The sequence below is a fragment of the Phycisphaerae bacterium genome (assembly GCA_017999985.1).
Classification (GTDB): Bacteria; Planctomycetota; Phycisphaerae; order UBA1845; family Fen-1342; genus JAGNKU01.
Map to the genome: position 1 here is coordinate 64,551 of JAGNKU010000007.1, position 13,859 is coordinate 78,409.

The 13,859-nt window shown below is 67.7% G+C and carries 13 protein-coding genes and 1 tRNA gene; 6 read left to right on the top strand and 8 right to left on the bottom strand.

Annotation, left to right across the window (positions count from 1 at the left end; genetic code table 11):
* Positions 1-11: 11 nt before the first annotated feature.
* From KA383_10795 to KA383_10805, 3 genes are all read left to right on the top strand, one after another.
* A tRNA-Leu gene (locus KA383_10795) sits at positions 12-85 on the top strand.
* 161 nt (positions 86-246) lie between these two features.
* A complete protein-coding gene (locus tag KA383_10800) occupies positions 247-498 on the top strand; it encodes a NifU family protein (protein ID MBP7746612.1) in 252 nt (83 codons plus the stop codon).
* A 5-nt stretch (positions 499-503) separates the two neighbouring features.
* On the top strand, positions 504-1,307 hold the full coding sequence (locus KA383_10805) for a type II secretion system protein (GenBank protein MBP7746613.1): 804 nt from the start codon (positions 504-506) through the stop codon (positions 1,305-1,307).
* A gap of 209 nt (positions 1,308-1,516) precedes the next feature.
* Here KA383_10805 and clpX read toward each other — a convergent pair whose 3' ends face one another.
* The 5 genes from clpX to KA383_10830 all read right to left on the bottom strand — a co-directional run bounded on the left by clpX (position 1,517) and on the right by KA383_10830 (position 6,553).
* Positions 1,517-2,797 (bottom strand): ATP-dependent Clp protease ATP-binding subunit ClpX, encoded by a 1,281-nt coding sequence (gene clpX, locus KA383_10810; GenBank protein ID MBP7746614.1) that lies wholly within the window; start codon positions 2,795-2,797, stop codon positions 1,517-1,519.
* 221 nt (positions 2,798-3,018) lie between these two features.
* Positions 3,019-3,393, bottom strand: a complete 375-nt coding sequence (locus KA383_10815; protein MBP7746615.1) for an SHOCT domain-containing protein — start codon at positions 3,391-3,393, stop codon at positions 3,019-3,021.
* Between the two features lie 131 nt (positions 3,394-3,524).
* Positions 3,525-4,316 (bottom strand): hypothetical protein, encoded by a 792-nt coding sequence (locus KA383_10820; protein ID MBP7746616.1) that lies wholly within the window; start codon positions 4,314-4,316, stop codon positions 3,525-3,527.
* A gap of 64 nt (positions 4,317-4,380) precedes the next feature.
* A complete protein-coding gene (locus KA383_10825) occupies positions 4,381-5,694 on the bottom strand; it encodes a hypothetical protein (GenBank protein MBP7746617.1) in 1,314 nt (437 codons plus the stop codon).
* 37 nt (positions 5,695-5,731) lie between these two features.
* A complete protein-coding gene (locus KA383_10830; GenBank protein MBP7746618.1) occupies positions 5,732-6,553 on the bottom strand; it encodes a transglutaminase family protein in 822 nt (273 codons plus the stop codon).
* A 186-nt stretch (positions 6,554-6,739) separates the two neighbouring features.
* On the opposite strand from KA383_10830, the gene KA383_10835 reads away from it, so the two are divergent.
* Positions 6,740-7,639, top strand: coding sequence for a HEAT repeat domain-containing protein (locus KA383_10835; protein ID MBP7746619.1), 900 nt, complete (start codon positions 6,740-6,742; stop codon positions 7,637-7,639).
* Positions 7,640-7,884: 245 nt separating this feature from the next.
* Here the strand turns inward: KA383_10835 and KA383_10840 are convergent, their stop codons facing one another.
* A complete protein-coding gene (locus tag KA383_10840) occupies positions 7,885-10,464 on the bottom strand; it encodes a HEAT repeat domain-containing protein (GenBank protein ID MBP7746620.1) in 2,580 nt (859 codons plus the stop codon).
* Between the two features lie 225 nt (positions 10,465-10,689).
* On the opposite strand from KA383_10840, the gene KA383_10845 reads away from it, so the two are divergent.
* Positions 10,690-11,844, top strand: a complete 1,155-nt coding sequence (locus tag KA383_10845) for a PQQ-dependent sugar dehydrogenase (GenBank protein ID MBP7746621.1) — start codon at positions 10,690-10,692, stop codon at positions 11,842-11,844.
* A gap of 160 nt (positions 11,845-12,004) precedes the next feature.
* Here the strand turns inward: KA383_10845 and KA383_10850 are convergent, their stop codons facing one another.
* Positions 12,005-12,235, bottom strand: a complete 231-nt coding sequence (locus KA383_10850; GenBank protein ID MBP7746622.1) for a DUF2934 domain-containing protein — start codon at positions 12,233-12,235, stop codon at positions 12,005-12,007.
* A gap of 288 nt (positions 12,236-12,523) precedes the next feature.
* Between KA383_10850 and KA383_10855 the strand changes: the two genes are divergently transcribed.
* A complete protein-coding gene (locus KA383_10855; protein ID MBP7746623.1) occupies positions 12,524-12,712 on the top strand; it encodes a hypothetical protein in 189 nt (62 codons plus the stop codon).
* 45 nt (positions 12,713-12,757) lie between these two features.
* Here the strand turns inward: KA383_10855 and KA383_10860 are convergent, their stop codons facing one another.
* Positions 12,758-13,726: a sugar phosphate isomerase/epimerase gene (locus tag KA383_10860; protein MBP7746624.1), complete on the bottom strand. Its 969-nt coding sequence runs from the start codon at positions 13,724-13,726 to the stop codon at positions 12,758-12,760.
* Positions 13,727-13,859: the final 133 nt, after the last annotated feature.

The window sequence follows — 13,859 nt, forward strand, 5'->3', positions numbered from 1 at the left end:
GCCGGCGATAAGGGTCAGTAGCCCAATTGGCAGAGGCAAGGGACTTAAAATCCCTACAGTACGGGTTCGAGTCCCGTCTGACCCAGTCCTTGAGGAGCCCCTCCTCCAGTCAACGAGGAGGTCAGGGAGCGGGTGCGATGCGCGGTGTGTCGCCCCTTCCCCAGTCCCTCCCCGGCAGGGAGGGAGGTCGTGGGCCCCTGCGGCGTTGGCCGGCGGCCCGGGCATACATGCAGGAGATGAATCGTCATGGCAGATGCCACCCCCAATGCCCAGTCGCTCGCCGAGCGGACGCGTGCCGTGATCGAGAGCTTCCGCCCATACATCCAGGCGGACGGCGGCGATATCGAGTTCGTCGGAATCGAGGACGGCGTGGTGCAGGTGCGCCTGAAGGGGGCCTGCTCGGGCTGCCCGCACGCGGCGATGACCCTGCAGATGGGCGTCGAGCGGCACCTGCGCGAGCGCGTGCCCGAGATCAAGGGCGTCGTCAACGTCCGGTAGAGCCGATGTACGCACGCGCGCCGGGGCGCGGGTTCACGCTCATCGAGCTGCTGGTGGTGGCGGCGATCATCGCGATCCTGCTCGCCGTGCTCCTGCCGTCACTGGGGGCGGCGCGCGCCGCCGCGAAGCTGGCCACGTGCGGCAGCAACCTGCACCAGCTCGGCATGGCGATCCACCTGTACGCGCAGGACAACCGCGGCTTCATTCCGCGCGGCCCGGCGCCCCTGCATCCGTACGATTTCGCCAGCAGCCAGCTCGCGACGAACCAGCTTTGGATCGGCGCCGGCGCGTCGGCGCACCCGCGCGAGTACCTCGGCCTGGGCGTGGTGCTGCGCACGACCTGCCCGCAGCCGCACCTCTACTTCTGCCCGGCGGACGGCAATTTCAACCAGGGCAGGGAGCTGGGAAAGGTCGGCACGGACGCGGATGCGTACGGGTCGTATCTCTACCGGCAACTGGATCACCTGCCGGCGGACGCGGCCGACGGGTTGCTCGACCGTCTGGGTGCGAACGTCGTGGACGACGTCCGCGTCGCGGTCGAGGCGCTGGCGCTGGACACGAACAGCCTGGGAGAGGGAGCGAGTCATCACACGAATCACAACGGGCGGCGGGCGAACGTGCTGTTCCGCGACGCCTCGGTACGCGAGTTCGGCAACGCGCGCGAATGCCTCGCGATCCCCGCGGCGGCGTTCGACAATCCGGCGTTGATTCCGACGGCGATTGACCAGCTTCTGACCAACGCGGACTACGCCTACCGCGCGGGCCAGCCGGGTGACGCTCCGCGCCTGCCACCTGCGGACGGGGACTGAGCACCACAGAGACTTGGGGGGCACAGAGGGTCGCAGAGCAAACGCCCTACAGGACGCTGCGGAGTCGCCTACGTCGTGAGCGGTGGTATCCGTGAAGCGCGGTTTTTGGTGCCTTGGTGTCCTGGTGGTTACTGCTTTGTGGATGCCAGCTGCGCGGACCCGGCGCTGCCGCTTGGGGTTCTGGGGGTTGGCTTCGCTGACCGGGTGGCTTACGCCGATTCCTTCCGCCGGCGGCCGGGGGCGAGCAGGTCGGCCTCGCCGCGGACGACTTCGGGGGTGACGGTGTAGGTCGTACCAGGCTGGAGTTCCGGCAGCTCGAACATGTAATCGAGCATGAACTCCTCGGTGACCGCGCGGAGGGCGCGGGCGCCAGTGTCGCGCGCGATCGCCCGTGTCGCGATCTCGTGCAGCGCCTCGGCGGTGAATTCGAGCTTGGCGTTCTCGTACTCGAACAGCTTCTGATACTGCCGGACGATCGCGTTCTTCGGCTCGGTCATGATCTCGACCAGGGCCGAAACGTCGAGCGGCATCAGCGGGCAGATGATCGGCAGGCGACCCACGAACTCGGGAATGATGCCGAACTCGATGAGGTCGTCGGGCACGACCTGCTCGAGGACGCTGCCCAGGTTCTTGACATCATCCGTGTCGCGCCCTTCGGACACGAACCCGATCTTCTTGCGGCCCAGGCGCTTGGCGATGATCTTGTCGAGGCCGACGAACGTGCCACCGCAGATGAACAGGATGTTGCTCGTGTCCATCTGGATGTACTGCTGCTCGGGGTGCTTGCGGCCGCCCTGCGGCGGAATGTTGCTGATTGTGCCTTCGAGCATCTTCAGCAGGGCCTGCTGGACGCCTTCGCCGGACACGTCGCGCGTGATCGAGACGTTGTTCCAGGTCTTGCCGATCTTGTCGATCTCGTCGATGTAGACGATGCCGCGCTGCGCGGCCTCGAGGTCGTAGTCCGCGTTCTGCAGCAGACGGAGGAGGATGTTCTCCACGTCCTCGCCGACGTAGCCGGCCTCGGTGAGCGTGGTGGCATCGCCGATCGCGAACGGGACGTTCAGCACGCGGGCGAGCGTCCGGGCGAGCAGGGTCTTGCCGCAGCCGGTCGGGCCGATCAGCAGGATGTTGCTCTTGTCGATTTCGACGTCGCCGTCTTCCATCGCATCGCAATGGGCGAGGCGCTTGTAATGGTTATGCACGGCGACGGCGATCGCACGCTTGGCGAGGTCCTGGCCGATGACGTACTGGTTCAGGAAGTCGTAGAGCTCGCGCGGCTTGGGGATGGCCTTCAGGCTCGAGCGGCCCTTGCCGGCCCGGCGCTGCTCCTCGCGCACCAGGTTGTGGCAGAGCTCGATGCAGGACGAGCAGATAAAAACGTCGCCGGCGCCTTCAACCATCGGGCCGGCGTCGCGATGACTCTTGCCGCAGAAACTGCAGACGCTCGATCGGCGCCCGCGATTGCCCGTTGTCCCACGACTGCCGCTCATGCAACCTCCTCAACCGGTGCCGCGCCTGCCGGTGCGTTACCGGCCGATGATCCTCTCGACGGGATTGGCGTCTCGACATTAGGCATTCTAGCCCGCCAGCACAGCATGTCCAAGTGCCGCCCCGTGCGCCGCCGGGCACGTTCACGGACCGGCGCACCCACACGCGGCGGCCAGCGTGGCGCGCCGGATCGCTAAGGCGCCTGTCCAGCGAGAGTTGCGCATCAGGAAACCGGGTTGTCCGGTGCTCCCGGCGGGGCCGGCTCGTCCGGGCCGGGCGGTGTCACGCCGTCGTCGGACTCCTGGTCATCGTCCGTGAGGTCGTACTGGGCAAGCAGAGCAGCGCGCATGGCGGCGAACTCGCGGTCGTTGATCTGGCCGCGAGCGCGCATATCGCGAAGATCCTGGAACGTAAACGAGACCACCGCGTCATCCCGCTGAGCCCAGCGCCGGACGGCCAGCGCGATCCACCAGCCGATGAGCGCCAACAGCGCCGCGAGCCCGAACCACAGGAACACGGTGAGAATGTCCGCGGGCCCACTGACGGCGGCCAGCCGGAGCCCGATGGGACCACAGAGCGTCTGAGCGAAACACGACATCCTGTGCGGATGTTAAGCGGGCAAACGCGCCGCGTCACGCCGGCGGCGGTGGCATCACGCGGGGCCAGAGCGCCATGTGGGCCGCGCACGGCGTTCTCTTGCTGTCAGGCGCGGCACGCACGGAGCGGCACTCAGCGCCCGCCCACCTCGTCCTCGGAGAGGTAGCCGCCCAGGCGCTGGTGCACCATGATCGTGTTGCGGACGATGATCGACCGCTGGAACGGAAAGATCGTGCCCAGGCCGTTGTTGATGCGCCAGCTATCCGGCTCGATGGTCTGCTGAATCAGGTCGATCAGGTTCTGCAGCGTCGCTTCGTTGTCCTGGTTCTGCTGGTCTTGCTGCTGGTTGTATTGGCCGCCCTGGCCCTGGCCGAACATGCCGCTGGCCGCCCCACCACCACCGCCGCCACCGCCCACGCCGGTGTTCTGACCCAGGCCTTGTGTCACATCGAAACGCCCCTGGCGCTGCGCGCGCGGCAGGCTGACGAGCAGGTCCGCGACGTCATAGATCTTGGTGATCATCTCGCGGTTCAGGTCCTCCTCCGTCGACAGGATCAGCAGATTGCCACTGGCGCGGTAGGCCAGCTTGAGGTCCGAGCCGGCCGCCTCGTTCATGATGAGCCAGAGCACCTGCGAGACCGTCAGGTTGCGGGCCTGAATGCTAATGGGACGATCGCGCTCGATGCCGGCGTCCGCGAGCATTTGCCAGCGGACGGAGATGTTCAGCTTCGTGAACTCACTGAGCCATTCCATGACCTGGTCCAGCGGCAGATCCTGAAAGGTCAGCTCGGGGATGCGTTCGCTCAGGAGCCGCAGCGTGCTCGGGGCTTGTGCACGTGCGGCCGGTCGCTGTGGCGGGTTCTGGGCCCAGGCCGTCGTCGCCAGCAGCCCCACGGCCATTCCCAGACATGCGATCTTTCTCATGGCTGTCTCCTTCGCCCGACAGGCCGGCGCGGGAGGTCCGGATACTGCCGTCCCGTAAGCAATTCTATCTGGTATCCGCCGTCGGATTCCAGCCGAATTCGCGGTGCAACAAGCCACCCAGCGTTCGCAAGTCGAGCGGCTCGGGCAGGTTGAGGCTCGTGCTCATCGCGAACGTCTCCGTCGCGCGACGGTGCAGGCCGCCGTGCGTGCCCTGCATCCTTACGAATCGGCTCAGCAGGCCGCTCCCGGCGAACCAGCACTCATTCAGACTCGCCACGAGGTCCGGTTGTTCCCGACAAAGGCAGAAAAGACCTTCCCACAACCTCTGGGGAGCCGCGGGGAAAGCCGCTTCGGCCGTGGCGGCCAGCCACGCGGACCCGTCTGCGAAACCCTCGTCGTCCATGCGGCCAGCGGCACGCAGGTTGGCGCAGGCGGCGGTGAGCTGGAGCGGGTCGCCGGTAATTGGTTCGTAACTGTAGCGGGCGGGCCCGGAACCGGTTGCGGAGCACCGGATGCGGGCGCTGGCCGGCCCGGCGTAGACCGCAAGACTGTCGCCGTCACGGGCCGCAACGAGTTCGATTTCTGGGCGGGCCCGCAGCGCCGCGATCGCCCGCGCGCGGGTGGCGGCGTCGGCGGTGTGCAGGCGGGCCGCATCGAGCAGCCCGAAGAGTGGCACGACGACGTCTCCCGGCCCCCTCAGACGGCGCGTGACGCGCAACCCGGTAGCGCGGAGCACGCCGACCAGGTCGAATCGCCGGATCGCGGCCGACGGGCTGGGCAGTCGGCTGAGTCCATGGTCGGAAAGCATGACGATGTCGAGCGGCACGCCGGCGTCCGCCAGCACGTCTTCGATCCAGCGCTCCAGGCGCACGAGTTCGAGGTCGATGGCGGCGGGCGTAAGCATGTGGCCGAGGCCGTCGGTGCTGAGGATGTAGATGGCGACCTGGTGTCGGCCAGCGGCGAGACAGCGTCGCACGATCTGCCGCGCGCGACGCAGCTCGGCGTGGTAAACCCAGCGCGGCAACAGGTACATGACGGCGTCTTTGAAGAAGCTGAGCCGGTAGTCGACGTGCCGCGCCCAGGCTTCGTTGGCGCCACGGAGGTACTGTAGAAAGCCGTTGGCGCGGCGATTGCGGCGGCGATCGAAGCCGCCGGCCTCGTAGCCAGGCGACGGGCCGGTGCCGAAGAGGTGGTCGTACGCCGGGTCGGTCAACGTGGGAAACACGGAGATGAGCCGGGCGGGGGGGCGGAAGCGGCGGAAGTGGCCGGCGTCGTAAAGGCCGCGCATGCGCTCGTACGCCACGCCGTCGAGCAACAGGAGCAGCCAGGGGCGTTGTGACCGGGCGGCGGACGCGGTCTGAGGACGGACGTGTGGCATCACGCCGTATGTTAGCGGCGCGGGGTGCGCCGCGGAATCAATTCAATGCCAGCAGGGCCGCATGCAATTGGCGCAAGTTGCGGCGAACGAGCTTTGAGTCGTGCGCGTTGGGCGAGCGGTGCAGATACAGCTCAAGATGAGCGGCGGCGCCGCGCACGTCGCCGCGCCGGCAACAGACGGCGGCGAGGTCCTGCAGGTGCCGGCCGTTGCCGGGCTCGACCGCGCTCATGCGCAGGAGGATGTCGGCAACACGCGGCAGGTCATTGTGCGTGAGATAGATGTTGCGCAGGTTGCGCAGCAGCCGGAGCAGGATGCCGCGCGTGTTCACGGGCTTCAGGTAGTCCAGCGAGAAGCGCACCTTGCCCTCGAAGCTGCGTTCGACGAGGTTTTGGCAGTCATCGAGGGTCAGCGTGCGGCCGGCGTTGAACGGGTCGGCCAGCACGAAGCGCTCGCGATCATCGAACCGGACGATGAAGTGCCCCGGCAGTGCCACGCCGCCCATCGGCCACTTCAAACGCCGGCCGACTTCGAGCCACACGATCGAAAGGCTGATCGGGATGCCGCGGCGGGTGTCGAGCACGTGGTTCAGGTAGCTGTTCGCGGGATCGTAGTAGTGTTCTTCGTTGCCGATCAGGCCGTGTTGGTCGGCGATGACCTGGCGCAGCGCCTCGTAGCGCAGGTTCGCGCTCAGTCCCGGGCGGAGGTCGGCCACCGCGGCGGCCAGCGCGTCGAGCTGCTCCAGGTAACGTCGGATGTTGAGCGTCGGATAGACGTCGCGCGCGAGGTGCAGCGCGGCGCAGTCGAGCCGGATCTGGTCGGTGTCGAGCTCCATGAGCAGGTCGAATGGGTGGTAGCTCATTCCCTTCCCCATGCCGAGCGACAGTGATTTCAACACACCAGCGATGCCCCGATCATAGCACTTTTCCAAGGCAAAATGCGAGTGCAAATCCGCGCGCTGGTTATCAGACGGCAGCCCGCGCGCGGCACGTTTCGGAACACGCGTGACGCGCGGTATTTGCGCTGCAGATCGGGTACAGTGCGCCGCGTGTCCACACCGCCGTCCACGCCCGCGCGCTCCCAGCGCCGGTCGCGCCTGCCGCTGATCGTGATCGCAATCACGGCGGCGGCGTGCCTGGCAGCGCTCAGCCTGCGCACGCCGCTGCGGGCACGCTACTGGGCCTGGCGCGTGGCGCACGCGGCCAACCCGGCCGAGCGCGGGCTGCATCTCGGCGCGCTGTGCAACGCCGGCGACGGAGGCCGCTGGGGCATCGCGGCGCTATTGGCACATGCGGACCCTGAAGTTCGTCAGTATGGCGTGCTGAGTCTGCACTACCTGCGGACGGCGTGGGGCCGCGCGCGTTTGCTCGAACGGTTGCGCGATGCGGACGGCAACGTGCGGCGGCTGGCCGCGGTGGGCCTGGCCGTTCATGGCGACGACGGCGTGGTACCCACGTTGCGCGCACTCTATGAGTCCGGGGATTTGGACAGCGCCGTCGCCGCGTGCCTGGCACTGGAGCGGCTGGCTACACCGGCGGCCGTGGCGGCGCTGGATGCGCTGTCGCGCGTGCCGGCTGATCCTGACTGTCGCGCGGCGCTGGTCGACGCGCTCGAAGCGGTGGGCACGGCGGAGTGCGCCCCGGCGCTGCTGCGGCTGCTCGCGGACGGACGCGCGTGCACACTCGCACCGCGCTTCGAGGGAATCGAGCAGCGCGTGCTGGCCGGGCTGGCGACGATGAACCTGTCCGACTCCGACCTGCGCAGCCTCGGTCCTGCTGGTCCCCCGAGCACGCAAGCGACGCAGACTGTGGCCGAACGGGCGGCGGCGGCCCTGGCACGCATCACCGGCGTGCAAGCCGCCTTCTCGTCATCCGCGTCGGAGGCCGAGCGTGCCCAGGCAACTGAACGCTGGCAGGCATGGCTGGCAGAGCGGGCTGCGGAACGGTGAGCCGCACCGCGGCAGCGCAGAAAAATGGCGGCCGCCCACAGAACACCCTCGCGGGGTGAAAGGCGAACCGCCCCGCCGGCTCTCACGCCAGCTAGTGAGAAGAAGCTACTGCAACATACCGTGCGACGGCCGCCTGTCCAAGCCGCAGCGATAAGGGTTTTCCCTAATAGGGGTCGTTTTTTGCGTGTCGGCTGACGCCAGCCGAAGAGCCCGCCGCGTGCGGCAAAGCGCGGCGCCCGCCGGACTCACTCGGGAATGTTCTGCAGCGCTTCCTTGGCCGTGTTGCGGACGGTTTCGCTTGGGTCACCCTCGGCGATTTCCTTCAGCAGTCCCCGGCTCGGCCCCGCGTGCGCTGCCAGCTCGCCCAGTGCGTGGGCCGCAGCGTTTCGCAGGCGGGCGTCGCTTTCGCGCAGATTCGTGTTGACGGTGCCAAGCACGGCGTCGATGACATCCGGCTCGAGCGGACCGACCTCCGCCAGGCGCGCGGTCGCGCGCGCTACCGCCGCCAGGGCGGTCTGGCGGCAGGTGCGCGGCTTGCCGCTCTGCGTCCACTCGACGAGCACGCTCAGCGTGGGGGCGTCCGCGTGTTCGCCGAGCGTCTCGAGCACGCGCTCCTGCACGGGGGCGCGCTGCCGGTCGTGCCCCAACACCCGGCATAGCAGCGCGAGCTCGTCGCGCGCGTGCAGCTCCGCGTAGGTGGTGACGGCGGTGCTGAGCACGCGTTCGCTCGAGTCGCCCTGCGTCAGCACGCGGCCCACCGCCTGGATCACCGCCTCGTCGTCCGGGAAGGCACGCAGCGCTTCCAGGCAGGTCTCCCGCACGCGTGGATGCGGGCTGGCTAGGACTTCCAGGAGCGCATCGCGGGCCGTGGCGCCACCGAGTTCACCCAGCGCCCGGGCGATCTCGCACTGCACGGCCCAGAACTTCTCACTGCGGAGCGCGTCGGCCAACAGCCGGACAATCAGGCTGGCGGGTGCGGGACCGGCCTCCGGAGCCGGGCTTGCCGGGTACACGAGTGATCCGGTCTGCGCCGTGCTGCGCTCCTCCGCGACCAGATGCTGTAGGGCCTGCAGCCGCCCGACCACGTGCGGGTCCGCGGTAAGCTGCGTGATCCAGAGGTCGCGCCCCTTGTGCTCCGTGAGTTCCATGAGCAGCGTGTGGCCCGGGTCGACGCGCACCATCGTCGGGCGCCGTGGGAGCGGCACGGCCACCCGGTGTTCGCGTTCGGTGATTCGCTGCGTGACGGTCACCGGGGCCTGCCCGGCGCCGGTCGTGAACTCGAGCGTCAGCGGAAAGTGGAACGGCGCAACCGGCGTGTTCTGCGGATCGTCGGGCGCGACCTGCGTCTGACGGACCGTGACTTCGGCCAGCTTCGCTTCCTCCTGCCAGTCACACGCCACATCAACCACCGGGTGGCCGGCGCGTTCCGTCCAGTCGTGGAAAAAACGCCCCAGGGTCCGCCCGGTCGTATCCTCCAGCGTGCGGCGCAGGTCCGCAGTCTCGACACTGTTGTTGGCGTACGCCGTGCAGAAACGCTGCAGCCCGCCGAAGAAGGCCTCGTCGCCGAGCTGCGCCCGCAGCATGTGCAGGACGCAGGCGCCCTTGCTGTAGCTGCGATCGTTGAAGAGGTCCCAGGGATTGTCGTAGTAGCGCTCGACGATCGGCCCATTCTTGCCGTCAGCAAGCGCCCCCTGCGCCTTCTGGTACATGCAGTGGGCGAACTCGTCCGGACCCAGATCGTGCTCGATCCACAGCGCTTCGAAATAGGTCGCGAAGCCCTCGTTGAGCCAGAGCTGCGGCCACTCGCGGCAGGTCAGCAGGTCGCCCCACCACTGGTGAGCCAGCTCATGGGCGATCAGTGAATCGGAATCGTTGTCCAGCCGGGTCGTGGCATCGCACAGGGCGTCGACCCCGAGCGTCGTGGCACTGGTGTTTTCCATGCCCCCACCGAACTGGTAGCAGCACACCTGGGCGTACTGGTCCCACGGATACTTGACGCCGATGCGCTCGCTGAAGAACTCCAGCATCCGCACGGTGTTGTCGAACGTGGCGGTCACGTCGGCCGCGCGGTCCGGCGGCACCCAGTAGGTCACCGGCACGTTGCGCCACTGTTCTTCATGCACGTGGAATTGCCCAACCACCAGCGTGATCAGGTACGCCGGGTGCGGCGACTCCTGCACCCAGTGATAAACCACGCGCTCATCCTGCCCGGCCGCGTGTCGCGCGGCCAGCCGCCCGTTCGACAGAACCTGGCACGACGCATCGACGGTGGCCACGATTTCGGTGCTCTGCCGTTCGTTGGGCTCATCGAAGCAGGGGATCCAGTAGCGGTTGTCGCTGGTCTCGCCCTGCGACCATACCTGCCAGGGCGCGTCAGGATCGTCGACCGTCGGCCCGAAGAAGTGCAGGCCGGACTTGGGACTCTGCAACGCGTAGTCGATGGTGATGACCAGCTCCTGGCCGGGCGCAACGGCCGGTTCCAGGAGGATCTCGATGCACCGGCCGTCGTTGGCATACTCCGGTGCCACCGCCGCCTGACCGTCCACGGACAATGACACCGTGTGCGTCTCGAAGTCGACCGCGTCCAGCTTGACCGTGGTCACCCGCCGTAGCGGCGTCATGCGCAGCATCGCGCGACCGTCCACGTGGCGGCGTGGGATGTCAATGGCCAACTCGAGTCGGATATGCTGCATGTCCAGCGGGCGGTCGGCAACAAAGTGTGGCCCGTCGGCGGCCAGGGCCAGCGCGCCCACACACAGCGAGACCAATGCCACCGCGCGGCACCACTGCGCCGCGCGCCCGCTTAGACCCATGTCCGCGTGCATGCACGTACCTCCAGGCGCCTTCGCGCCAACCGGGAATTCTAGGCGAAATCGCCATCCGACCGAAAGCCGCCGCGGGCGCCGTCGCACGGCCCGCAGGGTGGCTGCGCCCCCGTCCGGGGACATGTGACGGCGGCGTTTTCCGCGCTGCCCCTTTTGCTCATTCCCGCCGCCCATTAACATCTCGGCACGTTCACACAACCGCCGGACGGCGGCACGGAGACAAGTATGCGACGAATGGGAACCTGCGTGCAGTGGGCGGCCCTGACCGCGATTGGAACCTGGTGTGCAACCGGCTGTGTGCCCGCGACGGACGGGCCCGAACCGATCAACGTGGCGGCCGGCTGGCAGGCGGAGTACGTGGTCGCCGACGCCGCCCAGCCCACGGCGCTGGCCTTCGCGGCCGACGGCCGCGTGTTCTACACGGAAAAGAGCACCGGCAACATTCGCGTGGTGAGGGATGGCGTGCTGGCCGCGCAGCCCCTCGCCAGCGTGCCGGTCAATTCCGCCGGCGACCGCGGCCTGCTCGGCATCGCCCTGCACCCGCGGTTCCAGGACAACCGGCGGGTGTACGTGTTCTACACGCGCTCGGACACCGGTGCCTCCACCGACGACCCGCGGGCCTTCATCGACCATCGCGTTGTGTATTTCGTAGTCGATGAGGCCGAGGGCGTCATCAGCACCAGCGGCGAGACATTCGTCGCGTCTATCCCCGTGGGCGAAGCGACCACGCGCATCGGCGGGCGCATCGCGTTCGCCGCCGACCGCACGCTGCTCGTCGCCGTCGGCGATGGCACCGATGTCAATGCCGCCCAAGATGACGAGCTCTACTGGGGCAAAGTGCTGCGGTACAACGACGACGGTACGATCCCGGACGATAATCCCGACCCGGCGTCACCGATCTACGCGCGCGGCTTTCGCGAGCCGCGTGGCCTTACGCTCGACCCGGACAGCGGCTATGTCTTGCTGATCGAGCGCAGCCAGGACGGCCTGCACGAGGTCAACCGCCTGCAATCCGGCACCAACTATGGCTGGCCGCTCGTCGTGGGCTTTGCCACGACGCCCGACGAGCTCGCGTTCGTCGCCGAGCACGACGACTATGCGGACCCCATGATGGAATCGACGCACCAGTTGGTGGGTGGCGGCGTGAACCCGAGCACGCGCTACGGAACGAGCCTGCTGCTGCGGCTATTCTTCGGCTGGAACGAGGCTGCCCGCGTGGCCAGCGTCGCGCTATCCCCGGAAGGCACGGCGACGGTCGGCGTCGCCGAGAAATTCGCGACGGGCCTGCCGACGCCGATCAACGACGTGGCGTTCACGCCGGCGGGCACGCTCTACATCGCGACGGATGACGCGGTGCTGCGCGTTGTCGAAGCGCCGTAGTGCCGGCCGGGCACGGTGCGCGCAGCACACTACCGGCGCGACAGAGCGCATCGCTACAGCGACTTCGCAGTCAGCGCTGAGATCCGGCCCGATGGACACCGCCCCTGCGCGACGGTCGCGGCACATCGCCGCGTGCGTCACTGACGCCGGGAGCACGCCGCTAGCGGGACAGCTCCTCCTGCAACTCACGCTCCGCCTGCAGCCAATCGGAGTGCGCGTCGCCAGGGCCGCCGTTACGCCGTTTGAAGATCTCAAAGGCCCGCGCGCGAATCTGCTCTTCGCTCGGCATCGGCTTCGTGCGGCTCTTGGTCACGCCGGTGGTGCTGGTGGTTGCCTTGGAGGCGGTGCTCCTGGCTGCCGTGGGGGACTTCCTGGTGGTTTGCTTGGCCATCCGTGTATCTCCATCAACTGTAAGGTCGGTTTCCTACCCGCAGCGCCCTGCGGATACTCCCGATCGCCGACGCCGCCTAAGCGGCGCCGGGCGGCACAAACGAACACCGGGATTGTACACCAGGGATACGGCAACTTTGAAGTACTGTTTCGTCGTGGAGGGCGAGTTTTTCGTGCTCAGGGCGGCGCAACCGCGCACGCTCCCCGGCGAGCCGCGACTGTCTGTCAAGCGGGTTTCCGTGAGCCTTCCCGAAAGACGAAGTCAACTCCGGGGAATGCGCGGGGTCGCGTGGTCGCCTGCACGCGGATGCGCCACGTCCCGTTTGACGTCGGTCGCTCGATTCTGCGCACCGTGGAGAAGCACGCGTCGCTGCTTCTTGGCACAGACAAACAGGTCATCATCACGCTGCCGAAGTTCGCGGATGACGAACGCCCGGTGCTTGTTCAGATCCAGGCGCGCGCGAACAAAACCCCCTGACCTCGCCCGTAGTCCCAGCCGTCCGCCCGGCCGCGCGCAAGCGCGCTAGAACCACCACGCCGCCCCGGCTTTTTCCTTGATCAGCACGGAGCGGAGGTAGGTGACGGCCTTCTCGAAGCCTTCCTGCAAGCTCATCAGCGAGTCTTCGTGCTCGATGCTGATGACGCCGTCGTAGCCCTTCAGCTTCAGCATGCTGACGAAGCGCTTCCAGAATTCGTCGCCATGGCCGTAGCCGCAGGTGCGGAAGACCCAGCTCCGGTTGCCGATGTCAGCATAGCTCTTCGTGTCGAGCGCGCCGTTGACGAGCGTGTTTCGTCGATCGATTCCGGTGTCCTTGCCGTGCACGTGGAAGATGCACTTCGCGTCGCCGAGTACGCGCGCCGCCTCGACCGGGTCGATGCCCTGCCAGAAGAAATGCGATGGATCCAGGTTGGCGCCGAGCTGCTTGCCGCACGCTGCCCGCAGCCGCAGGATCGTCTCGGGGTTGTAGACGCAGAAACCCGGATGCGCCTCGAACGCGATCTTCACGCCCGCGTCGGCTGCCTGCTGGTTCTTACGCGACCAAAACGGGATCAGCACGTCCTCCCACTGGTAGCGCAGGATGGCCTCGAAGTCCGGCGGCCATGGGCACGTGACCCAGTTCGGGGTTGCGTCCCGGCGGCTGCCGCCGGGGCAGCCGGAGAAGTTGATCACCACGTCGGTGCCGAGCTTCGGTGCCAGGCGTACGGCGACGTCATGGGCGCGGGCGTGGGCCTTGGCGATGGCGCGGTCCGGGTGCACCGGGTTGCCGTGCACGGCCAGGCCGACGATCTCGAGCCCGCGGCGCTCGCAATCGGCGATGATCTGCCGTTGCGCCGCCTTGCTGTTAACGACTTCCTCGGGGTCGAAGAACGGCGTGCCCGGAAAGCAGCCGACCGGCAGCTCGATCGCGTCGAGCCCCACCTTCTGGCAGTAGTCCAGCGCCTTGTCCCAACCCATCGCTCCGAGGCCGGCACCCATCACGCCCAGTTTCATGTTTGCAGCTCCTGCCTGGCTGTGGCGCGGCGTTTCGGCCGCGTCGCGTTCACCACTGGAATCCGCACGTCAATGTAATAACGGTGCAGCGAGACTGCAACGCGGGCGGATGGGGCCGCGCGACAGATACGGG

What these genes read in the sequence shown, in the direction of transcription:
- KA383_10830 (MBP7746618.1), bottom strand. Translation starts at nt 6,553, where the DNA reads ATGAGCTACCACCCATTCGACCTGCTCATGGAGCTCGACACCGACCAG.
- KA383_10805 (MBP7746613.1), top strand. Translation starts at nt 504, where the DNA reads ATGTACGCACGCGCGCCGGGGCGCGGGTTCACGCTCATCGAGCTGCTG.
- KA383_10815 (MBP7746615.1), bottom strand. Translation starts at nt 3,393, where the DNA reads ATGTCGTGTTTCGCTCAGACGCTCTGTGGTCCCATCGGGCTCCGGCTG.
- KA383_10825 (MBP7746617.1), bottom strand. Translation starts at nt 5,694, where the DNA reads ATGCCACACGTCCGTCCTCAGACCGCGTCCGCCGCCCGGTCACAACGC.
- KA383_10860 (MBP7746624.1), bottom strand. Translation starts at nt 13,726, where the DNA reads ATGAAACTGGGCGTGATGGGTGCCGGCCTCGGAGCGATGGGTTGGGAC.
- KA383_10800 (MBP7746612.1), top strand. Translation starts at nt 247, where the DNA reads ATGGCAGATGCCACCCCCAATGCCCAGTCGCTCGCCGAGCGGACGCGT.
- KA383_10845 (MBP7746621.1), top strand. Translation starts at nt 10,690, where the DNA reads ATGCGACGAATGGGAACCTGCGTGCAGTGGGCGGCCCTGACCGCGATT.
- KA383_10820 (MBP7746616.1), bottom strand. Translation starts at nt 4,316, where the DNA reads ATGAGAAAGATCGCATGTCTGGGAATGGCCGTGGGGCTGCTGGCGACG.
- KA383_10840 (MBP7746620.1), bottom strand. Translation starts at nt 10,464, where the DNA reads ATGCACGCGGACATGGGTCTAAGCGGGCGCGCGGCGCAGTGGTGCCGC.
- KA383_10850 (MBP7746622.1), bottom strand. Translation starts at nt 12,235, where the DNA reads ATGGCCAAGCAAACCACCAGGAAGTCCCCCACGGCAGCCAGGAGCACC.
- clpX (MBP7746614.1), bottom strand. Translation starts at nt 2,797, where the DNA reads ATGAGCGGCAGTCGTGGGACAACGGGCAATCGCGGGCGCCGATCGAGC.